Genomic DNA, 25,583 nt, shown 5'->3' with positions numbered 1-25,583 from the left:
AAAAGCGTCTATTTGGATGGATTGGAGCGAAAAGGACGGCGACTCCAGTGGGATCAAGTGAGTCAAATGAGACTTCTCATCGAACGCCTAAGCGGACGGTGAAGGCTCATCACTCACCCCCCCCCGGAAAGCGTCCGTCCTTCAGCGGAAATCCAAGTGGACACTTCCTTAAGACGCATAATCCCTACAATTTGAAAATGTTCCAAGTAAAAAGGTTTGATTGACGAGATGAGAGCCTGTCTATTTCTATGGCGCTATGCATAACCTTTTGAGCAGACGAAAAATGCTTACTTACAATCGTATCCTAGTAAATACAGTAGTCGAGATTCAATTTGTTTGACTTGTTTTAATTACTAAAATATAATTGCTTACGAAAAGTAATCTAAGTAGAATAGTATAGAAAAATGCAACAATAGTACTCGGGGAAAAGAGGAATATAATATGGTGAATTTGAAAGAGGTTTCAAATAATGCGATTAATGTATTAAAAGATAAAATTCAATTGATTAAAGCAGCGGAAGGTTCTATTTACTTAGTTGGACCTATTCGACTTCCAGTTAATTTGCATGGGGAAACGGTTATTTTTAAATGGTATTGCTGGTTAAATAGCCAAAAGGAAACAGAAGATATCCAACAAATTATTAATGATTTATCCTCTTCAAATTTAGCGGAATATCAGCAATCCAGCGTTCTTGTCTATGGTGATTTTGAATATGAAGAAAATGCACTGATTCGAATGCATTCCATTTGCCATACGGGTGATATTTTTGGAAGTAAAAGATGCGATTGTGGATTCCAACTAAAGCAATCTATGCAAATGATTGTTGAGCATGGAACTGGTGCTTTATTTTATTTAGCAAATCATGAAGGTAGAGGAATTGGCTTATTTAGTAAAGCAATGGCATATATATTGCAAGAAAATGGTTCTGATACAGTGGAGGCAAACGAAAAACTAGGCTTTGTGGATGACTCCAGAAATTATAGTGATGCAATCGAAGTATTAAAAGTGTTACGTTCTAAACCTGTTACTTTAATTACGAACAATCCTAAAAAATTACAAGCATTGAAGGATGCAGGATTGCCTGTTTCAGGACGTACTCCATTATGGGGGGATGTATCCGAGTATAACGAGAGTTACTTGCAAACAAAAATCCGACGCTCAGGTCATTTGGAGGAAGAAGGTACATTCCTACATGACTAATCACGGATTTTATATGGATATTGCATTGAAAAATGCTCAAGCAATGAAAGGACAAACCGCCCCCAATCCACTTGTAGGAGCAGTGATTGTAAACGACAATCGTATCGTTGGGATTGGTGCACATATGAAAGCGGGCGAACCCCATGCGGAAATTCATGCGATTCAAATGGCAGGAGATCATGCAAAAGGTGCTACCATCTACGTAACACTCGAACCTTGTTCCCATCATGGGAGAACAGGTCCATGTGCAGAAGCTATTGTTAGTGCAGGCATTCAAAAAGTCGTTATTGCAACACTAGACCCAAACCCACTTGTTTCAGGTAGAGGAGTTAAAATTTTAGAGGAAGCTGGTATTGAAGTTATTGTCGGAGTGCAAGAAACAGCTTCCCGTAAGATGAATGAAGTATTTAACAAGTTTATAGTGGAGCAAAAACCGTTCGTAACATTAAAGGCAGGTATCACGTTGGATGGGAAAATCGCTTCACATACGGCTCATAGCAAATGGATAACCTCGGAGGATGCCCGATTGGATGTACACCATTTACGCAATGAACATATGGCTATATTAGTAGGTGTCAACACGGTAATCGCTGATAATCCAGAGTTAACAACTCGAATCCCTAATGGTCGAAATCCCATTCGAGTAGTACTTGATTCTACTTTAAAAATTCCTATGGATTCAAAATTAGTTACTGACAAGCTAGCGGATACATGGATTTTCACAAGTGAAAATTATGACCAAGTCAAAAAAGAAGCTTTGCAAAAACAAGGAATATCTATTTTCCATACAACAGGTCAGGAACATGTGAATCCGCTAGATGTATTAAATTCGTTGGGGGAAAAATCCGTTTCTTCCCTGTTAATCGAAGGCGGAGGAACGATTAATGCCGCCTTTTTAGAAAATAAATTAATCGATAAAGCAATCATTTACATCGCACCTAAATTAATAGGTGGAAAAAATGCACCTACTTTTATGGAAGGCAATGGCATAGAACAGATGAGTGATGCGGTAGAACTAGTAGATACGGATATTACAAAAATCGGAAAAGATTTTAAATTTGTTGGGTATCCTATATATAAATGAGGGAATATAGTATGAGATTTGGTTTTGATATTGACGATACATTAATCAACCTTCGGGAACATGCTTTTCATATTTACAATAAAAAGCTGAAACAAAACATACCACTTGAGATTTTCAATGGATTAAATAAAGTAGAAATCCATGAACCATTTGGAATGACTCCAGAAGATGGGGCAAAAATGTGGAATAACTCTTTAGAGGAGATATATTATACAAACTGCCCTCCTTATCCTGAGGTGATAGAAATATTACAGGCGCTTGAAACAGAGGGACATGAAATTTTTTATATTACAGCCAGACCATCCGAACATGGTGAACGCACAAAAAAATGGATGATAGAAAAGGGCTTTCCTGTACGAGATGAAAACTTTTATTGTGGTATGAAGGATCAAGAGAAGGTAACTATCATACAAAAGCTACAATTAGATTATTATTTTGATGATAAGCCAGACGTATTAAATACACTTGCAAACAGTTCGACAAAAGTGTTTGTCAAAACGCAATCATACAATAAACATTTGACAATTCCAAGATTTTCGGAGTGGTCTGAATGGAAGCATCTTGTAACGAAAAGCAAGCTTTGAAATGATTCATTGTTCTATTTTTAGCCACTGATTCATAAGTTGTCCTATATGAAGGAGGATGACAAATGGAAGTGAAAAAATGGGATGAAAAGGAACAGTTTCTTTTTCCAGCAAGCTTTGGGGTACCAAAAGAAATAAAAACGGTGGCAGTTAACCCACAATTTGAACTAAGTGAAACAGAGGACTCGGTTCATTTAGTGGGAATCTACCATATCACTTGCCATGTTGAGTTCGAAGAAGGTGAACATGCACATCATGCAACGAGTGAGTTTACCCAAATTGAAGATTTAGATGTACAAGGTGAAGTAGGTTACTTCGAATATGCTGTACCAATGAGTGTAGAAATTGGAAAAAATAAAATAAAGTCAGGCAGTTCACCAACTTTGAACGTTCAACATATTGATGCGAGAACAACAGAGCATGCATCGATTGAGATTGCATGGTCTGTTCATTGTGAATTTGAAGCACCGGTAGCGGCAAATGTAGAAAAAGAAGTGGAAATTGCTTTAGATATAGAAATCGAAACTAAAAGAGAAATAGAACCAGTGTTTGAAAATGAAACTACCCAAGAACCCAACAAAGAAGAGAGTACAAATAACCAATCGGAACTTCAATTCATTTTAGATTTAGATGATGGTTATTCGAAGCTAACATTTCCTTCAAATTATGTCTCTGTAAAACAAAAAGCAGATGAACAGTAAAAATACAAGTAATATAATGTCCCAAGTAGTTGGGACAATTAAAACACGTATTACTTGAAAGCCACAAATAGGAATAATGACGCCTTTGCAATAAAACCGTGTTCTGCGAAGCCAATCAGGCAATAGATATGGATTATAACCTTTTCTTTTCATGATATTCTCCTTTCACGAGACTTGACTTGACGACATATCATAAGATTAGGTACAATATGAACAACTAAATATCGATGCAATGAATGGGAAGAGTAAAATGATTTGGTTATCGAAAGAAAGGAAACAACTTGCTGAAATGTTTCTGTTAGCCACCATTTGAAGGTAGCCCACGAGCAGTATTTGTGAACTTTTAGTAGCAAATGCCGGTTTGAAGCCGTTATCTAATTGAGAGCGTGATGCATAATTTTGCATCTGCGAATAAAGGTGGTACCGCGAACAAACTCCTTCGTCCTTTAGTGACGACTGGAGTTTTTTTATATTCTTTTTTAGGAGGAACCAAAAATGACAAATGAGACGACGATGCCAACTAAGTACGATCCTCAGTCGATTGAAAAAGGTCGATATGAGTGGTGGCTAGAAGGGAAATTCTTCGAAGCCCACCCTGAAAGTGAGAAAAAACCATATACAATCGTAATTCCACCACCAAACGTAACAGGGAAATTACATTTAGGGCACGCTTGGGACACTACATTACAAGATATTATTATTCGTATGAAACGCATGCAAGGATATGATGCACTTTGGTTACCAGGAATGGACCATGCTGGTATTGCAACTCAAGCGAAAGTAGAAGAAAAGCTTCGTGCTGAAAATATTTCACGCTACGATTTAGGTCGTGAAAAATTTGTAGAAGAAACATGGAAATGGAAAGAAGAGTATGCAGGCCATATTCGTGCACAATGGGCTAAATTAGGCCTTGGTTTAGACTATTCCCGTGAACGTTTTACATTAGATGAAGGCTTATCAAATGCAGTAAAAGAAGTATTTGTAAAGCTATACAATAAAGGACTCATTTACCGCGGTGAATATATTATTAACTGGGATCCTGCAACAAAAACCGCTCTTTCGGATATAGAGGTTATTCACCAAGATGTACAGGGTGCATTCTATCATATGCATTACCCACTAACAGATGGTACTGATTCTATTGACGTTGCTACAACAAGACCTGAAACAATGCTTGGAGATACTGCGGTAGCAGTTCATCCAGAAGATGAGCGATACAAACATTTAATCGGTAAAACAGTTAAGTTACCTATCGTTGGTCGCGAAATTCCAATTGTTGCAGATGACTACGTAGATATGGAGTTCGGTAGCGGAGCAGTAAAAATCACTCCAGCCCATGACCCAAACGACTTTGAAATTGGAAATCGTCATAATTTAGAACGCATTTTAGTGATGAATGAAGACGGTACGATGAATAAGAATGCTGCGAAGTATGACGGAATGGATCGATTTGCATGTCGTAAACAAATTGTAAAAGATCTACAAGATGCAGGCGTTCTATTTAAAATTGAAGAGCATCTACATTCTGTGGGACATTCTGAGCGTAGCGGGGCAGTTGTAGAGCCATATTTATCTACCCAATGGTTTGTTAAAATGCAGCCACTAGCTGAAGAAGCAATTAAATTGCAACAAGCAGAAGGAAAAGTAAATTTCGTACCTGACCGCTTTGAAAAGACATATTTACGTTGGATGGAAAATCTTCATGATTGGTGTATTTCTCGTCAATTATGGTGGGGTCATCGAATTCCCGCTTGGTACCATAAAGAAACAGGTGAAGTGTATGTTGGGCATGAAGCTCCAGCAGATGCAGAAAATTGGAACCAAGATAATGATGTTTTAGATACATGGTTCTCATCCGCATTGTGGCCATTCTCTACACTTGGTTGGCCAAATACAGAAGACCAAGAATTTAAAAAGTATTATCCTACGAATACACTTGTAACTGGTTATGATATTATATTCTTCTGGGTTTCACGTATGATTTTCCAAGGTATCGAATTTACAGGAACTCGCCCATTTGAGGATGTATTGATCCACGGGCTTGTTCGAGCAGAAGATGGTCGTAAAATGTCTAAATCCCTTGGAAATGGTATTGACCCGATGGAAGTAATCGATCAGTATGGAGCGGACTCCCTTCGTTATTTCCTAAGTACCGGTTCATCACCAGGTCAAGATTTACGCTATTCTACAGAAAAGGTAGAAGCGGTTTGGAACTTTGCCAATAAGATTTGGAACGCTTCTCGTTTTGCCTTAATGAATATGGATGGCTTAACATTTGAAGAGATTAATCTAAATGGTAAGAAATCAGTGGCTGACGCATGGATTTTAACTCGATTAAATGAAACAATCGAACAGGTAACGAGACTTTCTGAAAAATATGAGTTTGGGGAAGTTGGTCGTGCTCTATATAACTTCATCTGGGATGATTTCTGTGATTGGTATATTGAAATGTCGAAACTTCCACTAAACGGAGACGATGAAAATGCGAAGCATATGACCCGTTCTGTATTAGCATATGTTTTGGATAATACAATGAGACTATTGCATCCATTTATGCCGTTCATCACAGAGGAAATTTGGCAGAACCTCCCACACGAAGGGGAATCGATTACAGTAGCTGCTTGGCCAACTGTAAACGAAGCACTTTCCAATAAAGAAGAAGCAGCTAGCATGAAATTACTTGCAGAAATCATTCGTTCTGTGCGAAATATTCGCTCAGAAGTACAAACACCGATGAGTAAAAAAGTGCCATTATACATCTCAGCAAAAGATGCTGATACATTAGCTGTACTAGAAGCAAATGCCAAATATTTAGAACGATTCTGTAATCCAGAACCTCTTGTTATCGGGCAAGAATTAGAAGCACCAGGCCAATCCATGTCAGCTGTTGTAACAGGGGCTGTTTTATATCTACCGTTACAAGGATTAATTGATATTGATGCTGAAAAAGCTCGCTTGGAAAAAGAATTAGAAAAATGGGCAAAAGAAGTGAAGCTAGTTCAAGGAAAATTATCCAATGAACGCTTCGTATCGAAAGCTCCAGAAGCAGTAGTTGCAGAAGAACGTGCAAAAGAACAAGATTATCTTGAAAAACATGCAACTGTTTTACACCGCTTGGAAGAACTAAACAACTTGTAAGGAAAAAAGAGTGTAGCTGACTAATATTCGGTCGGCACACTCTTTTTTGGTTTAGTTGGAAAATTAGTCGCTTTAGTTGTAAAAAACTCTAAGTTAGTTGTAATAAATGATGATTTAGTTGTAATTTTTGAATGGTTAGTTGTAATATCCATTTATATGGGAAAATAATTCATTAAAAAAGAGTGCAGCCAATTGTATCAATCGGCGCACTCTTTTTCTGTTAGCTTTTTATGAATATACTCCATAATTGGAATTGCAATGTCTTTATTTGTTGTCGTGAAATAAGATCTTGCTCCAACAGGATCTTCGATTTCATTGAATAACCAATTTCCATCAGGAAGCAATAAAAAATCGATTCCAATATAATCACTTTTCAATGCTTTTGCAATTTTTTCAACTTCTTCAAGTTGTTGTTTATCAAGTATATACTTTTCAACGGTTCCGCCAAGTGTGAAATTAGATTTAAAACTATTTTCTGCACCAATACGCTTTACCGCACCAACAACTTTTTTACCCAACATAAACACGCGTACATCCGTAGCGTTTGTTTCGATATAGGATTGAACAATCATCGTTTGCCCAACATGATTTTTTATGAAAGTTTCTGCCTCATCCTCTGTATGAACTAGTTCTACTTGTGTACCGCCGTATCCATCGATTGTCTTTACAACTGCTGGATAAGCGTGAATATCTGAGACATGCTGTATTTTCTTTGTAGGTACAGTAGAAATCCCTAAAAGCTGCACCAGTTGAATAGCTTTCAACTTATCATTAGCAATAACATTTACTTCTGCACGATTGAACATCGGAATATTTCTCTGCTCTAATTGCTTAGCCAGTTTGGGATTTCTAGCTCTAAAAAAAATGAAATCTGTTTCTGGAATAGAAGAGTTTTGATCATCTAAAACAGTAAGTGTATGTCCATGTCTTTCTGCTGCAGTTATTAGTCGATCGATAAAATTCCGGTTTCGTTCGATTTCTTTTGATTCGTAAATTAATAAACCTTTCATAATGCAAATGCTCCGACTTTGGAAAGGATATAGCTAATCATAAAATCTCCCACGTTAATGCCAGTTACATTATATATATTACGAATATGAGCAACGCCGTTTACTTCGCATACAAGCGGTTCTTCATTTTCGCCAAATAATAGGTCTACCCCGGCAAATTCTGCGTTTAATGCTTGTGCCGCTTGAATAGCCACTTCTTTTTGTCTTTCGGTCAAAATAATAGGAGACGCAGTACCGCCATTTGTTATATTGGCACGGAAATCCGTTGTCGAATGGCGATGCATGCAAGCGACAACTTGTCCACCTACTACATTTACCCGTATATCCCGTCCACGGCTATTTTCTACGAATTTTTGGAATACGTATTCAATACCTTTAAGTTCTTCTACTTTTTCGTAAAACTGTTCTCTTGTTTCTATTAAATATACACGCATACCAAAAGAGCCATGTGCTTCTTTTATAATCATTGGTAGCTGCATTGTTTCAATAACTTGTTCATAATAACCTGTATGTTGTATTGAAAATTCAGGATATACTTTTGGAGCAATAATAGTTAATGGCATAGGTACTTGCGCATTGGCTAAAGCTATGTATTGCTGCGCTTTATTGTCACAAATTTCAATTACATTTGGATCATTAAAAACAGGAATGCCTTGGTTTTTTAAATATTTTGCAAGCAATATATCTTTATCAAGAAAAACAACAAAATCGGGTTTTGTTACTAAACTTTGCTGGACGTTCATGAGCAGCTCATAATTTTTTACTAAAGTTGCTTGAATTCCTTGTTTTTCAGCTGCTTCTTGAAGGAGGAACGCCTGGTCGATAAATTTGTCATGAGTAAGACTACCATTGTATACAATCCAACATGTTTGCATAATGAATGACCTCCGCGAGTGCGTGTTATAATAGTGTTCACAAGAAGTTTAGCATGAAAATTACGAAGACGGAATAGGGTGAAATACATGGAAATAATAAATTTTAATTTGTACAAAAAAAAATGGAATGTGGAAAGTGAAACAATTATTAAACCTGGACTCGAAGCCATTCAAAAAGCATTAAAAAAACTTAGAAACCCGCAAAACAAACACCGTGTCATTCATATTGCAGGTACAAATGGAAAAGGATCTACTATTGCTTTTTTAAGTGCACTTGCAAAAGAACATGGACTAGCTTTTGGGGCATTCACATCCCCAAGCATTGTGGATGTCCACGATCAGATACAATTGAATGGTCAGTATGTAACTGAACAACAAATGGATAAAGCTTTTCAAAAAATGTACGAGGCTGGCTTAAGCGGGATGCTAACTGATTTTGAATTATTAACGGTTGTTGCATTTCTCATATTTGAAGAAGAACTACTTGATGTAGTTTTTATAGAAGCAGGCATGGGTGGCAGATTAGATAGTACCAATGTTATGGATCATTCTGTAGCCGTAATTCCAAGCATCTCCATCGACCATACGAATTTTTTGGGAGATACAGTCGAAAAAATTAGTTGGCATAAAGCAGGAATTTTGAAGGAGAGCGGCAAATTAGTAGTAGGTACATTATCAGAAAGTGCAAGCAACATTGTATATGAAGAAGCCAAGCAAAAAAATGTGCAAGTATTAGAAATTGGAAAGGCTTTCACTATTCAAGAAAATATGTTTACATATGGAGAGACTATTTATCAAAATCTTTATCCTCAAATGTTGGGGGATCATCAACTATCTAACATGGCTCTAGCGATTACTGCATTAGTTGAAAGTGGTTTTCATTTAAAAGAAAGCAAAGTACAAAATGCAGTTAAAAAAGCCTCCTTACAAGGAAGGATGGAAAAAGTAAGTGAACATATTTACTTTGACGGGGCACATAACAAAGCGAGCATTGATGCGTTAGTGGAAACGGTTAAGAATACGTTTTATGACAAAGAGATCCATTTCATTGTTGGTATATTAAAAGATAAAGATTATATATATATGTTAAGAAAATTAGAGGAGGTTGCTACTTCTTTTGAATTTGTTAATTTTCATCATGAAAGAGCTTTGCCAGCCTCTGTTTTGTATAAATCCTGTTTGCATAGTGTAAAACGTATTACTAAAGATGTAGAACATATACTTTTTAAAAATATAGAAAATTCAGGTATAACTATTGTCACAGGATCACTTTATTTTATTACAGAATTAAGGACAAAAACAGCCGAAAAGTAATTTAAGTTTTCTATAATATTCGTGTTACAATTGAAATAATTAGAAACAGTGCTATTCGTATTAGTTAATATATACTAATGAGGTGGAAAATAATTCTATGGAGATTTCGATGAAAGCTAAAAGAAATATTTATATATTATGGCTATTAGTTGTACCTTTTGGTACGTATTTAGCTTATCAGTATACACCTATACGGCAAATAGAATGGGGTTCCCTTGGCTTATTAATCATTCTCGCTTTATTGACGATGATTTTTCCTTTTTTCATTTCAGGAACGACCATGTTTCTTGTACAATGGGTAACACTTGCAGTCTTTTTGAATTATGGGATATTCGTAGAATTGTTAGTAATGCAGCTTTGTTTAATCCCACTTGCTTATCATATGAAGACTAATCGAGAGAATGCATATCGAATCATCTACAGTTCGTTTATGTTTTTTCTTATTTCTATTATTTGCGGTACTGTTGTGCATTTTCTCGGGTTTGAATTAGGGACACTAGTAGTGAAGGATGTATTATTTTTTGGTGCCATTCATGCAATAATTTATATTCTTTTAAATCACCTATTATTATATATCCGTGATGTATTTATAGGTAAGAACCCAGGCTTTTTTACAAAAGATTTTATGTGGGATCTTATAGGATTACTAATGACTTTACCATTTGGGCTGAGTTTATATTTTCTCGCTAATTATATTGGAACTAGCGCATTTTGGTTGCTTGGAGTTCCTTTTATTATGATTACCTTTTTAATTAGGCTTTATAGTGCTTCCGAAAAGGTGAATAGTGATTTAAACAAAGCGAGCGAATTTGGACATGAGTTGGCTGAAAGAATGACGGGAAAAGAAATTATCGATATGTTTATAGAACGGATATCTAAAATGTTCCCATTAGATGCAGCCTACATTGTGGATGAACTACATGGCAAATTCATTATTCTACGTGCAATTGAGGATGGAGAAAATATAGAATTGTATTTTGCTCACGAAGACATTGAGAATAGTCTTGCCGGAATCGGTTATAAGAAAGGAACACCAGTCTTATACAATAAGCAAAGTGAATGGATTCATATTAAACCACCATTTCTATCTTTGGATATGCAAAGTGTTATGTGTGTACCCGTCTATCGCAATCAAAAAATAGAAGGTGTACTTGTGCTAGCCTCCAGAAAAAAACATAGTTTCGAAGCTTATCAACTGAAAATAGTGCATCTTCTTTGTTCATATTTCGCGGTTTCTTTAGAAAAAGCAAAATATGTGAGAGAAGCTGTGGCGAAAAGTGAACGCTGTGAGCTAACTAAACTATACAATTATCGTTATTTAGATAAACAATTAGAAATAGATATGGAAAGATTATCAGTAGGCCAATATAGTTCGTTGTCGTTAATTATGATGGATATCGATAAATTCAAAGCCGTTAATGATACATATGGACATCATAGCGGTAATATCATTTTACAAGAGTTCGCCCAAATCATTAAAAATGAAATTGGAAATAACGGGACAGTAGCAAGATATGGCGGAGAAGAATTCGTCATATTACTTCCGAATTATACGAAATTAGAGGCACTGAACATCGCAGAGCAGCTTCGCCTTAAAATAGAACAAACCCCATTTATGATTCAACCAGATTTAAGTGAAGTTGCTTGTGAGGAAATTATTTTCATAACAGCAAGTATCGGCGTTTCCACTTCACCAGATGATAGCGATGAAGGCATGTCGCTTCTTCGAAATGCCGACCGGGCTTTGTATACTGGTGCCAAACAGGCAGGTAGGAATCGAGTTGCGGAGTATGTTAGATAGGTGTTATAGTGAATTAGAACCAATTAGATTATGCTAATTGGTTTTTTTTATACTCGAATACGCAAATCATAGGAAAAGGGAATGGAAATGATAATGAAATTAAATTCTCGTTTAAATTCAAAGGGATTAACGCTTATTGAAATTCTAGTATCTATTATTTTAATTACTATAATATTAACTGCTTTTTTTTCATTATTTATACAATCTGCTAAAACCGGAAAAACTTCAGAAGAAGTAGTGGATGCTACGTATATAGCACAAGCAGAGATGGAAAAATTATATGAAATTAGTAAAAATGCAGATTTAAACTCTAGTATTAATGAAGAAGTAAAAAGTTTAAACTATTCACAACCTAATCCAAAAGAAGATTTTTTTACAAAAGAGACAAATGGATTATTCGTTCACTTAAAATTGAAAAAACATTTTTATCCCCAAATGTATTATTTAGTAATAGAAGTTTTTGAACAGGAAAATGGGACACGGCCTAGAGCTAAAATGGAAACGATTTTAGAATGGGGGTCTTAAATTTTGCGAAAACATGTGAATAATGAAAAAGGTATCACTCTAGTTGAACTTCTAGCAGCTATCGTGCTTGCAAGTATAGTGATGCTGTTAGTTTATAATGTTTTGATGGCGGGTACGAAACAATACAAAAACCAACTCGAAAAAAACAATCAATTAACTGAAATCTCTTATGCTTTGAAAATGATAACAAAAGATATAAGAAAAACAGAAAAACCTCAAATAATCAGTAGTAGTCAAATAAAGCTAAACGATGTCAACTATTCAAAAGATGGTAATACGATTACTAGAAATGGTGTTGTTATTGCTAGTTCTATCAAACGTTTTCAAGTGACGAGAGATAATATTAAGTGGGTTATCGAAATAGAGAGTACTAATCAAATAAGTGGAAAAACCGGAAAAGTTGAAAAAACTGAAATTTATTTAAGGAATGAGGATGATTAAGTTTGAAACTAAAAAGTGTAATAAAGTCTCGTTATTTAGATGCAAATGGTTTTACACTTTTAGGTGTATTGTTGGTGTTAGTTTTAATCAGTGTTTTAGGTGGAAGTATATTAATGGTTACTAGTAATAGTTTAAAACTATCTGGAAATGAACGCACGGACCAATCCACTTTTTATATTGCTGAAGCAGGGGTTGTCGTAACTAGAAAAGATATAGAGAATAAATTGCAACAGGCATATAAGAACGCATACAGAGATACGAAAATATACTATGATAGTCTGACTAACGAAAAGAAGATAGAATTTAACTTTATAGCTGAATTAGAAAAAAACTACTTAATTCAAGTGACAAATTTACCTAAAACGTGGACGGTAGAATCAAAAGAAGATAGCTTTAAATTTGATTTTGAGGAGAATGGTGGGGTTAAACCTGCTGTAATGGTATATGTCAGCAGAGAAGGACTTGATTATATAATTGAGTCAATCGGTACAATTGGCAACAAAAAGCGAACCGTTAAACAAAAACTAATCGTCAATTTAAAAGTTGGCAGTCTAGGTGACCTTGGAACTCCAGGGACACCCGGGACACCGGGAACTCCTGGACAAGGAGGACAAATAGGCAATCTGCCAGGTGAAACAGCGATACTAGTAGAGAATCAAATAAAGGTGAGTGGTAGTGGACAAGTTATCGGGAATATGGGTACTTTACAACCGGGTAGTGGTAGTATTGTACTTTCTGGTAATCCAAGGGTTAGTAAAGTTGGCTCAATTTATGTACCGAAAGGCTCGGAGATAGATGCTATAAAGAAACCGAATAATAACTCTGAATGGAAATTCTTAGATTCGTTGAGTGTTGGAGTAAAGAATGCGAGTATTCCAAAACTGCCTTTGTTTCCGCCTGTCCCTAATACGTCTACTTATGAAGCATTAGGTGATATTAAAACATTGAATTATGGCGAATCTTCTATGAAAATATCGGACAAAGTATTAATTGGTGATTTAAGTGTAGGAGGAAGTCACAAGTTAACGATAGATATTGGAGACAAAGATACGGATGTAGTTTTGGATAATATAGAAATTACGGGTAGTGGGCAGGTTGTTTTTAAAGGAACAGGAAAATTGACCTTACATGTGAAAAAAACTTTTAAAGTTACAACTAGCCAGTTTGGATCCCCTAGTAACAATATAGAAATTTATTATTCTGGCAACGGTATACTAGGTGAGGGAAATATTGGGGGTAACACAAAAATATATGCGTCTATATATGCGGAAAAAGCAGATGTACATATAGCTGGATCAACGGAAATACATGGGAATATCCTTTCGGGAGGAAGTTCTTTTAAAGTAACAGGTGCGGGGGGCATAAAGCCATCTCTCTATTTCGCTCCTAATGCTAATTTTGATATTAGCGGAAGTGGAAAAGTAAATGGAACTATTATTGGTAAGTCTATTAATATTTCTGGAAGTGGAAGCGTTGAGTATGGAGAACCGCAATTTGATACATGGGTTCCCGGGACACCTAGCACCCCAATTATTCCTGGAACGCCCCCATCAGAAGCAACTGATCCAAACTTAACTAAAAGAGGTCCTTTGGTTGAAATCTAGTATTCATTTTTCAAATCTATATAATTAGTTAGTTTTTTTATGAAGTATAGTCTTAAATTACTGAATTTGTATCTTTATATGATTCTAAAGAAGTAGTACGTTTTTGTTTATATACAATAAATATAAATATATATGAAAAAAGTCATATACAACTATGGAATCTATATTGTATTATGATTACAGTATTTATTAAACTCAGATTAAATAAATGAGGAAATATTGATCGGAGGATTGATGATGAAAATACTTACGAAAAGTATTACTCTAATATGTTTAGTTACTCTCTTTATCTACTTATTATTGCCGGAAAGTAATATTACATTTTTAACTGTTGATGCTAAATCGGTGGGCTCTACAATCGGTGGAATAGAAATAGAAGATTTAGAGAAACAGGAAATAACTAATCGTTTAGAAACAGCGGTTGATGATTGGAAGAGAGACACTACGTTAGCGCTAGAAGGTGAAGGAATTAATATAGCATTAGATACTAATTACTTCATTTTTGATGTTGAAGCTTCTGTCAATCACTACCTAAGTGTTTCCCAAAAGCCTTGGTATGCATTTTGGAAATCAGATTCAGTCGTACATATTCCTCTTCAATTAACAATAGAGCCGGAATTATTAACAATGATTGAAAAAAATTCTCTATTAGATAAAGATAATACAATCGAAAACATCACGTCACAAGTTAGCATGTTATCAAAAGATCCAATCCAAGCCGTTTTAACAGATTTATCCTTATTTGAATCAGAGCGAATTGCTTTCTCACTCGAAGAAGTCTCTATAAATGCAGTAGGTTTAACAGAAATTATTGCTGCATTAAATGAACAAGTTATTTCTACAGGTAATTTGTTCTCTTTGTCAGAGAAAATGAACGAAATAAGTGGTGTGTATGACGACAAAACCGCAGATTTCGTTGCATCATTATTATATAGCGTACTATTACAAACTGATTTTGAAATTGTAGAGCGACATTCTCAAGGGGCTCTACCTACCTATTTAGAGCCTGGTATAGAGGCAGATATAGACTTTAATACAAATAAAGATCTTAAGTTTATAAACCATGGCAACCCGGCGGTATTAAAAGTGAGTTTAAAAGATTCTAGCTTATTAGTTGAATTATACTCTCTGCGCTCTGAAACAGTAGGGAAATATGAAGTACGAGATAGTCAGGTAGTTAATCCACGAACAATTTATCGGTATTCCTCCGATTTAAAAGCTGGTGAAGAAAATCTGATTCAAGAAGGTAGCCCAGGGTTGAAAGTGACGGTTTACCGAATGATCTCCGATAAAAAAGGACCTTTTGAAAAAGAGGAGATTATTAGTCAGGATTATTATCCGCCGACTCATCGAATAGTTATGAGGTCTTTATTAACCCCTGAAACAAGTCCTGAACCCGAATTGGATATCGATCTAAATGGGGATGGTTTAACGGATATGAATAGTAATAATTCAGGCAGTGATAACTCAGCAAATAACACTAATACAGATGAAGAATCAGGAAAAACTGATACGGAAGATGATTTAGATTCTTTGCCAGAGGGTAGTTATTATGATAAGGCAGGGAATATCATTACACCAAAATAAATGAATTAAATGGTTAGGATGACGCGCTGTGAAAACGAATACTCGTAAACTACTTGGGGATTTACTAGTTGAGTCAGGAATTATAGACAATGCACAGCTACAATTTGCATTGTCACATAAAAATAAAGATGAAAAATTAGGAGATTATTTAATAAGTGAAAACCTAATCACCGAACAGCAACTTATCGAGGTGTTGGAGTTTCAGCTAGGCATACCCCATGTCAATCTCAATCAATATTCTATTGAACCAGAGCTTATACAATTAGTTCCTAAGGAATTGGCTAAACGCACAAATGTAATGCCACTTAAGAAAAATAAAAACCGATTGTTGATAGCGATGGCAGATCCAATGGATTATTTTGCTATTGAAGAAGTACGGATGGCTACAGGCTGTCAAATTGAAACAAGTATCGCCGCAAAAGACGATTTATATCGAACGATCACGAAGTATTATGATTTACAAGAATCCATGGATCAAGCTCTAATAGACATGACACCAATGGAAATAGAAAATGATAACCAAATTACGGATGAAGATTCTCCGATTGTTCGTTTAGTAAACCAGATTATTGTAAATGGCGTAGCACAACGAGCGAGTGATATACATTTTGATCCACAAGAAACAGAGTTAAGAGTTAGATATCGTGTAGACGGTATGTTAAAAACGGAACGGGCTTTACCAAAGTATATGCAAAATGTAATTTTGGCTCGTATTAAAATTATGGGTAATCTTAATATTACGGAAAATAGAATACCACAAGATGGGCGTATTAAAATAACGGTCAATATGAGAGCGATCGATATCCGACTTTCTACTCTGCCAACTATCTATGGGGAAAAAGTAGTGATGCGTATTCTAGACATGGGTAATGCGTTAAACGACTTAAATAAATTAGGGTTTAATGAAAAAAACTTAATCGCCTTTAATAAAATGATTGAACATCCAAATGGAATTGTGTTACTAACTGGACCAACTGGATCCGGTAAATCTTCCACGCTATATGCGGCTTTAAATAAACTTAATAATGAAAATGTTAATATTATCACCGTGGAAGATCCAGTAGAGTATCAATTGGAAGGGATCAATCAGATTCAAGTGCGAGAAGAAGTTGATCTTACTTTTGCTGCAGGTCTTCGCTCCATTTTGCGTCAGGATCCTGATATTGTAATGGTAGGGGAGATTCGTGATTTAGAAACAGCACAGATTGCCGTTCGGGCTTCTTTGACAGGACATTTGGTTTTAAGCACGCTGCATACAAACAGTGCCGTTGAATCTGTTTCTAGATTAAGAGATATGGGTATTGAACCGTTTTTACTTTCTTCTTCATTGGTTGGAATAGTTGCTCAACGTTTAGTTAGAAAAGTATGTAGAGACTGTGGAGAATTAAAGGAACCAAATGAACGTGAAAAAGAAATCTTTGCAGAGCATGGAATGTCGGTGGAAAAGGTTCGTCGAGGAAAAGGCTGTCCGGCTTGTAATCAGACGGGATATCGTGGTCGAATTGCAATTCACGAAGTATTGACAGTGGACGACTTTGTCAAAAATGTAATTCTAAGTGGAAAAAGCCCAGCTCATCTAAGAGATTATATGAAAGAAACAGGATATTTAAGTTTACTAGAGGATGGACTATTGAAAGTAACAGAAGGGCTTACGACAACAGAAGAAGTGCTGCGTGTAGCTACAGTTAATTGAGGTGAGTTATATGGAATACAGTATCATTCAATTATTAGAAAAAACCTTTCATGATAAGGCTTCTGATCTTCATTTAACAGTAGGGGTAACGCCAGTTTTTCGCATCAATGGAAAGCTAAAAGCGTATGGCGAGTATTTATTGAAAGAAATGGATACGAAAAGAATGGTAGAGGAATTATTATCCCATGCCAAGATGGAAGAGTTTGAATTTAAAGGAGAAATCGACTTTAGTTATGCGTTGCCAGGACTATGTCGTTTTCGGATCAATGCTTATCATCAACAAAACAATATAGCAATAGCTATAAGAATGATTGAATCGAAAATTCCTTCCATTGAAGCTTTAGGAATGCCAAATGTACTTTATACGCTTGCAGATAAACCTCAAGGGCTTATTTTAGTAACGGGTCCTACTGGTTCCGGTAAATCGACAACATTAGCTTCAATGATCGATTATATTAATTCTACTACTTCTAAGCATATTATTACACTGGAAGATCCAATCGAATATGTACATGCACATAAAAAGTCTATTATCAATCAGAGGGAAGTGGGTTCAGATACGCAAAGCTTTTCGAACGGGTTAAGGGCCGCTTTACGACAAGATCCAGATGTTATTCTTGTAGGAGAAATGCGAGACTTAGAGACAATCTCCACTGCAATTACTGCTGCTGAGACTGGACATTTAGTAATGGCAACTCTCCATACGAGCAGTGCACCTACTACAATCGATCGAATCATTGATGTGTTTCCTCCGCATCAGCAAGGACAAATAAGAATACAGCTGGCAAATGTATTACAAGGAATTGTGTCACAGCGATTGTTTATCCGAAAAGATGAAAAAGGTCGTGTCGCTGCTACGGAAATTCTTATGCAAACACCATCGGTTGCCAATCTTATACGAAATGAGAAAGTACATCAAATACAAAATGTCATGCAAACGAGCCGAGCGCTTGGAATGCATACATTGGATTCATCTATACAGCAATTAGTGTCAACAAACAAAGTTTCTTTAGAGTCAGCAAAACCTTATATGAACGTTGGTGACTACTGATGGTTGTCTATAAATATACGGGTCGTACCTCTCGAGGAACTGTAAAAAAAGGAATCGTTGATGCGGCCAATAAACAGATGGCTATTACAAGACTCCGGAACCAAGGGATAAATCCGCGAGAAATAGAAGAATCGAACAGCATTCTTCATAAAGATCTATCTTTAGGTGGAAAAGTACGAAACCAAGACTTTGTTATATATAGTAGGCAATTTGCAACGCTTATAAGAGCAGGGGTTTCTATATTAGAATCTACTAAAATTTTAGCGGAGCAAACGTCAAGTAAGCCATTAAAAAAAGGATTACAAGCTGTGGAAGAGGATGTGCGGTCAGGATTATCTTTTTCGGATGCGGCAGCAAAAAATCCAAAAGTGTTTCCAGCGCTGTTTGTCAATATGATTAGAGCCGGTGAAGCGACTGGTAATTTGGACGAGTCTCTTGAACGATTGGCCTTTTCTTATGAAAAACAATTTAATTTAAAGAAAAAAGTTCAATCTACTATGGCATATCCAGTCGTTTTACTATTTCTAACGATAGTTGTTTCAGTATTTTTAATGCTGACAATTGTTCCGCAGTTTGTATCTATGTTTGAAGATATGGGAGCGGAATTACCAACTATCACGAAAGTTGTAATGGGGTTAAGTGAATCCCTACAATCTTCATGGTATATATATTTGATTCTTTTCCTAATGGTAGTTATTGTTTTCAACTATTTATATAAGAAAAATGAACAATTTAATTACTCGACTCATTTATTGCTTTTAAAAGTACCCGTATTTGGAAAGCTGTTGCAAAAGTCCGCAATTGCTCGTATGACAAGAACACTTTCCTCGCTTTTTAGCAGTTCAGTACCTATTTTACAAGCGTTAACGATCGTTGAAAAAGTACTTGGAAATCCAGTTGTCGCTAAAGTTGTAAGAGAGTCACGGACAAGCTTGGAGCAAGGGAGTACATTATCTGCCCCGCTTGCAAAGAGCTGGATTTTCCCTCCTTTAGTCACGCAAATGACTTCCATAGGAGAATCCACAGGGTCGCTTGACTATATGCTTGAAAAAATTGCCGATTTTTATGAAGATGATGTCGACCGTACTGTTGACACGCTAAAATCGTTAATCGAGCCTTTAATGATTGTTTTCCTTGCAGCTATTATTGGAACAATCGTCATGGCCATTATGATACCAATGTTTAGTATGTATGAACAAATTTAATACTTACCCATTTGAAGGAGGTGAAAATGGATGAAAGAAGAAACGAATGAAGTAAATGAAATGACAAATAAAGGAGCTAATCAAATGAAAAAAATGAGAAAATTATTAAAAAATGAAAAAGGTATGACGCTAATCGAGCTTTTAGCCGTAATCGTAATTCTTGCAATTGTAGCAGCAATCGCAGTTCCAGCAATAGGGAATTTAATTGAGAATAGTAGGGTTGGGGCTATTAAAGCAGATGCTCAAAATGCTATGGCGGGAGCACAGTTGTACTTTCAGGATAATCCAGATAAACCAACTGTAAAAGTCTCAGTCTTAGTGACAGATGGTTTTTTAGAGGACAAAGGGTCCTTAGTAGATTCTACCGAAATTACTAAAGGTACTAAAACTAGTTCAGGGGTAGAAAAAATGACTATTGATGGCTCCGGGCAAACTGGTGGAGTGAAAATAGCATTTGCCAAGGCAACTAACGAAAATATAAACAATACTAAAAACAGTGAAAGAGGAACAAAAAATAATCTTACTATTTCTACAGGTGAAACTGAGACTGAGACTACTGAATAATGTAATGTATTCTACTACAGCAGCCCTAGCTGCTGTAGTCCCTTAGTTTTATCTTTGAGCAAATGAATACTTCATTTTCTGAACCATAAAACTAACTACAGCTACATATGGGGGAGAAGAATATGTTTAAAAAGAAAGCAAATCGCTATATTGCTTTAGATGTAAATGAATATATACTAAGAGCAATAGTGATGACCGGTAATGATATTGCACAATCAGCTGTCTATGAGTACCCATTGGATAAAGGGATTTATGTTGGAGATATTTTAGTAGATGAAATGGTGCTATATGAAACGTTGAAAACCCTCATACACGATTGGGGTATTAAGCGTTATGATGTACGCTTTTTTGTTCCGGACAGTACGGTGATGATGAAGTCGTTTGAGCATCCTATTGATGTAACTTCCGCGAAATTAAAAGGGTATGTGGAGATGGAATTGGGACAAACGATTCATTTGCCTTTCTCACAACCGCTTATAGATGTATACGATTTTAAGCCGAATGATGGAGAGGCGGTTTTGTTTGCTGCTCCTTCTGAAGAAATAAATAAAATAGCTGGATTATTAGACGATTTACATCTAGATCCCACTACTGCAGATGTTAGAGCATTAGCTACTATCCGCTTTTTAGAGAAAACGATTGGTTTGGAAGAAAAGAAGAGCTATTTAATTACAGAATGGTCTATTTCAGGTGTTTCGATCAGTATTTATACCGGAGGAAACATAGAATTCCTTCGCTATCAATCTATTGATACATTTAAAGAAAAGTGGCAAAGTAAAAGTGACCAGCATGAAATCAGTTTTATGTATGATGGAGAACTGGAAGAGTATCGTGCACAATTGATGGATCAAATTGCTGAAATAGACCGAATTCTAAATTTTTATCGCTTCTCTTTATATAAGGGAGAAAAAGCGGTCGATGAAATAATCACATTGGGAGACTCTCCAGAAATGGACTATATTGCTTCGGAGATGTCGGCGAATTTTATTACTCCCGTTACATATATAGCTGATTCTCAAGTACAAAAATTTCATCCTAATTTGAAGTCTAAGCATATTCCACTTATTGGACTTATATATAGGGAGGCTTGACGATGGTTCCAGAGATAAATTTATTGCCTAAAAGAGAGCGTCAAAAGTCCAATTCTATTTTAGTGCTTGTTATTAGTATAATTTTACTTATTACCATCCTTTTGTTGTTCTTTATTCAATATTTATCTGTAAAGCAAGATATTGAAACCCTTACTGCTGATGAAACTTATTCGACAGCAGAAAAAGAGGATTTAACGCAGGTAGTAAGCGATTTAACATTGTCCGGACAAGGGGATCTACAGGCATCTGTCACTTTTGCTGATCGCGTTTCATACCCTGTGAGCCCTTTACTTATAGAAGTGAATGCATTACTAGAGCCGCATACATATTTACGTCAATATGAAATTGTCGAACAAAGTATTCAAATCTCTGTGGATGTAGAAACGATGAATAGCTTATCTTTATTCGTTGATAAATTACTAATTAGCGATTATTTTTCGGATGTAAAAGTGGAGAGTGTCACTAATTTTGAGCTTTCCAATTCAGAAGAAAATACAGATAAAAAATATGAGATTATTCCACGCTACTCAGCAATTTTGAGCCTGGATATAGATCAATCTTACTTGGAAAATGGAGGTGTCACTCCATGAACGAATTAGTTAGTAATAAAAGAACAGCTTTTTTATTAATCACTGCTCTAGTAGTCGTTTTGTTAGGGGCGATTTACTATTTTGTCTTGCAGCCACTAAAGGATGAAAAGGCATCGAAGGAAGTAAATGTTCAGATTTTACAAGGGGAAGTAGCTGCTTTAAAGGAGGAATATTCCTCTGCTCAATTAAAAGGGAATCCTTCCGAGAATACATTCTTTTTAAAAACGCAGGTACCATTGACCCGTGAATTAAATGAACTTATTCGTTCCATTGAGGAAGTTGAATTGCTAAGCGATTCGAAGATTCTTTCGGTGGAGTTTAATAATTATGATGGAACACTAGAGGAAGCCCAGCTGCTACCAGAGACATCAGAGGAAGAGACGGAATCAGAAAGCGACGATGCAACCGCTGAAGAAACAACAACGGATGAAACTTCAGACGAAATATCGGAAGAACCGCCTGTTTCTCCAGTCGCTGAGGTTGTTCTTCCTGAAAAATTAAAATTAATCACCTTTAATATTTCTATTTTAGCAAAAAACTATGACCAACTTGTTTTATTTATAGAAGAAATAGAGAATTTAAAACGCATTTATCGTTTGGACCAGATTACTTTATCTGCACCCGGTGAAGAACAGTTATTGGATGAGGAACAAGAGGACGATATAGCCGCTACGATACAACTGACTACTTTTTATCATGATGAACAGGGATTAATGGAGAATGGAAATGACTAGTGTGTACACATTATTATTTTATATATATGGGTTAATATTCGGTTCTTTCTTCAACGTCGTCGGACTACGTGTGCCTAAAGGGGAGTCCATCGTGAGACCACCTTCGCATTGTACAGTATGTGACCGGAATTTGACGAGCATAGATTTAGTTCCTGTATTTTCCTACCTTTTTTTAAAAGGAAAATGTAGAGGCTGCGGGACGAAGATTCATTGGATCTACCCCGTTATGGAGCTTGTAACGGGATTATTATTTGCCCTTGCGTATTATCAGCTTGGTTTTTCATTAGAATTGATCGTCGCTCTTTTATTTATTTCCTTGCTTGTAATTATTACCGTTTCGGATATCGCGTATATGCTAATTCCAGACAAGATTCTGTTATTCTTTATAATTCCTCTTATAATCGCCCGGGTATTTTCTCCTTTGACCCCTTGGTGGGATAGTGTGGCAGGAGCAGTTATTGGGTTTGGGGTTTTGTTTTTGATCGCACTTGTGTCGAAGGGTGGTATGGGCGGAGGAGATATTAAATTATTTTTTGTAATTGGAATTGTCCTTGGCTTGACCAATACATTATTGACATTATTTTTGGCTTCAGTAATTGGAACGGTTGTTGGCATCATCGTTTTGCGCAAAGCGAAAAAAGGGAGGAAAACACCGATTCCATTTGGTCCATCGATCGCTATAGCTGCGATACTTACTTATTTTTATGGGAATTCGCTTGTCGATTGGTATGTGAATTTGTTTTTTTAACTCGATAAGTTTTTAGGACGAGCCGACATAGGTCTCGTCTTTTTTTACGCCCTTCATGGTAAGGTTGTGAAAAAAGAGGTGATGTTATGCCATTAAGAAGGCGAAATCCAAGAAAAAAGATAATATTAGCGGGCGTTCAAGGACTTGTTATAGGAGTGGTGGGGGTTTTACTATTTGGTTTTATATTAAACTTTGCAAATGATAAAAAAATAGAAACTGCCAAAGAAGATGAAAAAGTTACTACTCAGAAGAAGGAAGAAGAGAAGAAAATAGAGGCTGCTGCTGATGGACTTCTATCCTTCCATGTGAAACAATATGGAATGTTTTCTTCAAAAGAAAGTGCTGTTTCTTTTATGGCAACGCAACCTACTTTAGAAAAAGCAGGGATAGTTAAAGTAGAAAATCAATTTTTTGTCTGGAGCGACTTATTTATGAATGATGTTCCTGCGACGGGACAAACGGAAGCTCTTCCGAGTTTTACTAAAAACTTGTTTGTCTCTACAAAAGGTTGTGAAGATCCGAAAGTGAAGAAAATCATTAATATTTTACAGGAAGATAATCTTTCGAAAAACTTTTTTGATTCGATAGCCAAAAAAGAAGATTATCCCGATGATCTAATGACGATAATCCAAGCGGTGTCTACCTTTTCAGACGTTTCATCGGTTATGAGACTTCACGTTTTTTCACATTATTTAGAGAAGAATCCATGTATAGAATTGAGTTTTTGAGTCTAAATCAAGGGTTAAAATGAAGTAGATTCGTTTTTACGACAATTTTCCTTTTTTCAATTTTTTTGTATGCTATTGAAAAGGAGGAATTTTAAATGAAACTTATAACAGATCAATCATTTATTTTGGCGAGTGAGTCACCAAGAAGAAAAGAACTTTTTAGTATGCTAGGTATTCCATTCGAAGTACAGCCAGCGAGAATTCTAGAGACGGTTGAAGGTGAACTTACCTCAGAAGAGCTGGCTATTTCCATTGCCTATAAAAAAACGGTTCCAATTGTCCAATCGAATCCAAATGCCATTGTTATTGGAGCAGATACGACTGTTCATCTCAGTGACGAATTATTAGGCAAGCCAGAAAATAAAGAGCAGGCAAGGAAATATTTAAAAAGACTCTCTGGTCAAACACATACCGTAGTGACAGGTGTCTCAGTTCAAGGATGCGGCACAAATATAAGCTTTGCAGAATCTACTCAAGTGAAATTTTATGAATTATCGGATGAACAGATCGATGCTTATGTCGCAACAGGAGATTCCCTTGACAAGGCTGGGGCTTACGGTATTCAAACAATGGGGGGATTATTCGTAGAGAAAATCGACGGTGATTATAATAATGTGGTCGGTTTGCCGATTAGTCGTCTGTTCCAAATGTTATTAATGCTTGAAGTGATAGCATTTAAAAAGGAGCTGAGCGAATGACAACAGATTTATCGCCAGCTCTTATGATACGAGACGTTCATATAGCAGATCGACCCCGCGAAAGACTTGTAAGACAAGGCGCACAGAGTCTTTCCAACCAAGAACTAATAGCAATCTTGCTTCGTACTGGTACGAAGCAAGAATCTGTTCTTCATCTAGCCAATCGAGTCCTCAATTTTATCGAAAAAATTCAAGAATTAAAAAACACTACGTTGGAAGAAATAATGTCTGTAAAAGGCATTGGAGAAGCAAAAGCAGTTCAGCTTCTCGCAGCAGTTGAATTAGGTAGAAGACTTTCCCAACAACAAACTGACGAAAAATTTACGATTCGTTCTCCGAAAGATGCCGCGGATTATTTAATGCCAGATATGACTTCTTTAAAACAGGAGCATTTTGTCGTTCTTTTCCTAAATGTCAAAAACCAAATCCTTCATAAACAAACGATATTTATAGGCTCTCTTAACGCTTCCATAGTACATCCTAGGGAAGTGTATCGGGAAGCTGTAAAACGCTCTGCAGCCTCAATAATTTGCGCACACAACCATCCTAGTGGAGTGCGCCTGCAAGGTGCGTAAATTTAGTGATTTCAATTGAAATCTAGAACTTCTTACAATGTT

23 protein-coding genes, 1 pseudogene and 1 other annotated feature are annotated in these 25,583 nt (G+C 36.1%); of the genes and pseudogenes, 22 read left to right on the top strand and 2 right to left on the bottom strand.

Annotated elements, in window-relative coordinates; all coding sequences use genetic code 11:
• Positions 1–441: 441 nt before the first annotated feature.
• The 5 genes from FS486_RS19405 (at position 442) to FS486_RS19380 (ending at position 6,707) form a co-directional block, all read left to right on the top strand.
• Positions 442–1,200 (top strand): GTP cyclohydrolase II, encoded by a 759-nt coding sequence (locus FS486_RS19405; RefSeq protein WP_144513982.1) that lies wholly within the window; start codon positions 442–444, stop codon positions 1,198–1,200.
• Complete coding sequence (gene ribD, locus FS486_RS19400) at positions 1,193–2,284, top strand: bifunctional diaminohydroxyphosphoribosylaminopyrimidine deaminase/5-amino-6-(5-phosphoribosylamino)uracil reductase RibD (protein WP_144513981.1); 1,092 nt, start codon at positions 1,193–1,195, stop codon at positions 2,282–2,284. The genes FS486_RS19405 and ribD overlap by 8 nt, the downstream gene beginning before the upstream one ends.
• Positions 2,285–2,295: 11 nt before the next feature.
• On the top strand, positions 2,296–2,868 hold the full coding sequence (locus FS486_RS19395) for a 5' nucleotidase, NT5C type (protein ID WP_144513980.1): 573 nt from the start codon (positions 2,296–2,298) through the stop codon (positions 2,866–2,868).
• A gap of 65 nt (positions 2,869–2,933) precedes the next feature.
• Positions 2,934–3,569: a hypothetical protein gene (locus FS486_RS19390; protein ID WP_144513979.1), complete on the top strand. Its 636-nt coding sequence runs from the start codon at positions 2,934–2,936 to the stop codon at positions 3,567–3,569.
• 223 nt (positions 3,570–3,792) lie between these two features.
• Positions 3,793–4,019: a binding site (T-box leader), on the top strand.
• 45 nt (positions 4,020–4,064) lie between these two features.
• On the top strand, positions 4,065–6,707 hold the full coding sequence (locus FS486_RS19380; RefSeq protein ID WP_144513977.1) for a valine--tRNA ligase: 2,643 nt from the start codon (positions 4,065–4,067) through the stop codon (positions 6,705–6,707).
• Positions 6,708–6,904: 197 nt separating this feature from the next.
• On the opposite strand, the gene FS486_RS19375 is transcribed toward FS486_RS19380, so the two are convergent.
• Both FS486_RS19375 and FS486_RS19370 read right to left on the bottom strand, forming a co-directional pair.
• Positions 6,905–7,717, bottom strand: a complete 813-nt coding sequence (locus FS486_RS19375) for an ATP-grasp domain-containing protein (protein WP_144513976.1) — start codon at positions 7,715–7,717, stop codon at positions 6,905–6,907.
• The gene (locus FS486_RS19370; RefSeq protein WP_144513975.1) at positions 7,714–8,592 is read right to left on the bottom strand and encodes an ATP-grasp domain-containing protein; all 879 of its coding nucleotides are present in this window, start codon (positions 8,590–8,592) and stop codon (positions 7,714–7,716) included. The genes FS486_RS19375 and FS486_RS19370 overlap by 4 nt, the downstream gene beginning before the upstream one ends.
• An 87-nt stretch (positions 8,593–8,679) precedes the next feature.
• Between FS486_RS19370 and FS486_RS19365 the strand changes: the two genes are divergently transcribed.
• The 17 genes and pseudogenes from FS486_RS19365 to radC form a co-directional block, all read left to right on the top strand.
• A complete protein-coding gene (locus FS486_RS19365) occupies positions 8,680–9,906 on the top strand; it encodes a bifunctional folylpolyglutamate synthase/dihydrofolate synthase (RefSeq protein ID WP_144513974.1) in 1,227 nt (408 codons plus the stop codon).
• 109 nt (positions 9,907–10,015) lie between these two features.
• On the top strand, positions 10,016–11,707 hold the full coding sequence (locus FS486_RS19360; protein WP_260858174.1) for a sensor domain-containing diguanylate cyclase: 1,692 nt from the start codon (positions 10,016–10,018) through the stop codon (positions 11,705–11,707).
• A gap of 87 nt (positions 11,708–11,794) precedes the next feature.
• A complete protein-coding gene (locus FS486_RS19355) occupies positions 11,795–12,232 on the top strand; it encodes a type IV pilus modification PilV family protein (RefSeq protein ID WP_186321530.1) in 438 nt (145 codons plus the stop codon).
• A 3-nt stretch (positions 12,233–12,235) separates the two neighbouring features.
• Positions 12,236–12,673 (top strand): PilW family protein, encoded by a 438-nt coding sequence (locus FS486_RS19350; RefSeq protein WP_186321529.1) that lies wholly within the window; start codon positions 12,236–12,238, stop codon positions 12,671–12,673.
• A 2-nt stretch (positions 12,674–12,675) separates the two neighbouring features.
• Positions 12,676–14,277: a DUF7305 domain-containing protein gene (locus tag FS486_RS19345; RefSeq protein ID WP_144513970.1), complete on the top strand. Its 1,602-nt coding sequence runs from the start codon at positions 12,676–12,678 to the stop codon at positions 14,275–14,277.
• 237 nt (positions 14,278–14,514) lie between these two features.
• The gene (locus tag FS486_RS19340) at positions 14,515–15,864 is read left to right on the top strand and encodes a VanW family protein (protein WP_186321528.1); all 1,350 of its coding nucleotides are present in this window, start codon (positions 14,515–14,517) and stop codon (positions 15,862–15,864) included.
• Positions 15,865–15,892: 28 nt separating this feature from the next.
• On the top strand, positions 15,893–17,557 hold the full coding sequence (locus tag FS486_RS19335) for a GspE/PulE family protein (RefSeq protein WP_144513968.1): 1,665 nt from the start codon (positions 15,893–15,895) through the stop codon (positions 17,555–17,557).
• A gap of 10 nt (positions 17,558–17,567) precedes the next feature.
• Entirely contained in the window at positions 17,568–18,608 is a 1,041-nt protein-coding gene (locus FS486_RS19330) for a type IV pilus twitching motility protein PilT (protein ID WP_144513967.1), read from the top strand.
• A complete protein-coding gene (locus tag FS486_RS19325) occupies positions 18,608–19,813 on the top strand; it encodes a type II secretion system F family protein (protein WP_144513966.1) in 1,206 nt (401 codons plus the stop codon). Before FS486_RS19330 ends, FS486_RS19325 begins: the two co-directional genes overlap by 1 nt.
• Before the next feature lie 30 nt (positions 19,814–19,843).
• Positions 19,844–20,377: a type II secretion system protein gene (locus tag FS486_RS19320; RefSeq protein WP_260858173.1), complete on the top strand. Its 534-nt coding sequence runs from the start codon at positions 19,844–19,846 to the stop codon at positions 20,375–20,377.
• 122 nt (positions 20,378–20,499) lie between these two features.
• Complete coding sequence (pilM, locus tag FS486_RS19315; protein ID WP_186321527.1) at positions 20,500–21,468, top strand: type IV pilus biogenesis protein PilM; 969 nt, start codon at positions 20,500–20,502, stop codon at positions 21,466–21,468.
• 2 nt (positions 21,469–21,470) lie between these two features.
• Positions 21,471–22,058, top strand: coding sequence for a hypothetical protein (locus tag FS486_RS19310; RefSeq protein WP_144513964.1), 588 nt, complete (start codon positions 21,471–21,473; stop codon positions 22,056–22,058).
• Positions 22,055–22,792 (top strand): hypothetical protein, encoded by a 738-nt coding sequence (locus tag FS486_RS19305; protein ID WP_144513963.1) that lies wholly within the window; start codon positions 22,055–22,057, stop codon positions 22,790–22,792. Before FS486_RS19310 ends, FS486_RS19305 begins: the two co-directional genes overlap by 4 nt.
• On the top strand, positions 22,785–23,540 hold the full coding sequence (locus FS486_RS19300; protein WP_144513962.1) for a prepilin peptidase: 756 nt from the start codon (positions 22,785–22,787) through the stop codon (positions 23,538–23,540). The genes FS486_RS19305 and FS486_RS19300 overlap by 8 nt, the downstream gene beginning before the upstream one ends.
• Positions 23,541–23,626: 86 nt before the next feature.
• A complete protein-coding gene (locus FS486_RS19295) occupies positions 23,627–24,268 on the top strand; it encodes a hypothetical protein (protein ID WP_144513961.1) in 642 nt (213 codons plus the stop codon).
• 95 nt (positions 24,269–24,363) lie between these two features.
• Positions 24,364–24,966: a Maf family protein gene (locus tag FS486_RS19290; RefSeq protein WP_144513960.1), complete on the top strand. Its 603-nt coding sequence runs from the start codon at positions 24,364–24,366 to the stop codon at positions 24,964–24,966.
• A pseudogene (gene radC, locus FS486_RS19285) lies at positions 24,963–25,520 on the top strand (RadC family protein); the annotation flags it as partial. The gene FS486_RS19290 and the pseudogene radC, both read left to right, overlap by 4 nt.
• Between the last annotated feature and the right edge of the window lie 63 nt (positions 25,521–25,583).

It is taken from the genome of Bacillus sp. FJAT-22090 (genome assembly GCF_007676755.1).
Taxonomy (GTDB): domain Bacteria; phylum Bacillota; class Bacilli; order Bacillales_A; family Planococcaceae; genus Psychrobacillus.
Note: the sequence above shows the minus strand (reverse complement) of the source record. Positions and strands in the feature narration are given on the sequence as shown.

Coding starts and splice junctions, on each gene's coding strand:
- FS486_RS19360 (WP_260858174.1), top strand. CDS start 10,016: ATGAAAGCTAAAAGAAATATTTATATATTATGGCTATTAGTTGTACCT.
- FS486_RS19300 (WP_144513962.1), top strand. CDS start 22,785: ATGACTAGTGTGTACACATTATTATTTTATATATATGGGTTAATATTC.
- FS486_RS19295 (WP_144513961.1), top strand. CDS start 23,627: ATGCCATTAAGAAGGCGAAATCCAAGAAAAAAGATAATATTAGCGGGC.
- pilM (WP_186321527.1), top strand. CDS start 20,500: ATGTTTAAAAAGAAAGCAAATCGCTATATTGCTTTAGATGTAAATGAA.
- FS486_RS19355 (WP_186321530.1), top strand. CDS start 11,795: ATGATAATGAAATTAAATTCTCGTTTAAATTCAAAGGGATTAACGCTT.
- FS486_RS19305 (WP_144513963.1), top strand. CDS start 22,055: ATGAACGAATTAGTTAGTAATAAAAGAACAGCTTTTTTATTAATCACT.
- FS486_RS19375 (WP_144513976.1), bottom strand. CDS start 7,717: ATGAAAGGTTTATTAATTTACGAATCAAAAGAAATCGAACGAAACCGG.
- FS486_RS19330 (WP_144513967.1), top strand. CDS start 17,568: ATGGAATACAGTATCATTCAATTATTAGAAAAAACCTTTCATGATAAG.
- FS486_RS19380 (WP_144513977.1), top strand. CDS start 4,065: ATGACAAATGAGACGACGATGCCAACTAAGTACGATCCTCAGTCGATT.
- FS486_RS19320 (WP_260858173.1), top strand. CDS start 19,844: ATGAAAGAAGAAACGAATGAAGTAAATGAAATGACAAATAAAGGAGCT.
- FS486_RS19390 (WP_144513979.1), top strand. CDS start 2,934: ATGGAAGTGAAAAAATGGGATGAAAAGGAACAGTTTCTTTTTCCAGCA.
- FS486_RS19325 (WP_144513966.1), top strand. CDS start 18,608: ATGGTTGTCTATAAATATACGGGTCGTACCTCTCGAGGAACTGTAAAA.
- FS486_RS19395 (WP_144513980.1), top strand. CDS start 2,296: ATGAGATTTGGTTTTGATATTGACGATACATTAATCAACCTTCGGGAA.
- FS486_RS19365 (WP_144513974.1), top strand. CDS start 8,680: ATGGAAATAATAAATTTTAATTTGTACAAAAAAAAATGGAATGTGGAA.
- ribD (WP_144513981.1), top strand. CDS start 1,193: ATGACTAATCACGGATTTTATATGGATATTGCATTGAAAAATGCTCAA.
- FS486_RS19370 (WP_144513975.1), bottom strand. CDS start 8,592: ATGCAAACATGTTGGATTGTATACAATGGTAGTCTTACTCATGACAAA.
- FS486_RS19340 (WP_186321528.1), top strand. CDS start 14,515: ATGAAAATACTTACGAAAAGTATTACTCTAATATGTTTAGTTACTCTC.
- FS486_RS19290 (WP_144513960.1), top strand. CDS start 24,364: ATGAAACTTATAACAGATCAATCATTTATTTTGGCGAGTGAGTCACCA.
- FS486_RS19310 (WP_144513964.1), top strand. CDS start 21,471: ATGGTTCCAGAGATAAATTTATTGCCTAAAAGAGAGCGTCAAAAGTCC.
- FS486_RS19405 (WP_144513982.1), top strand. CDS start 442: ATGGTGAATTTGAAAGAGGTTTCAAATAATGCGATTAATGTATTAAAA.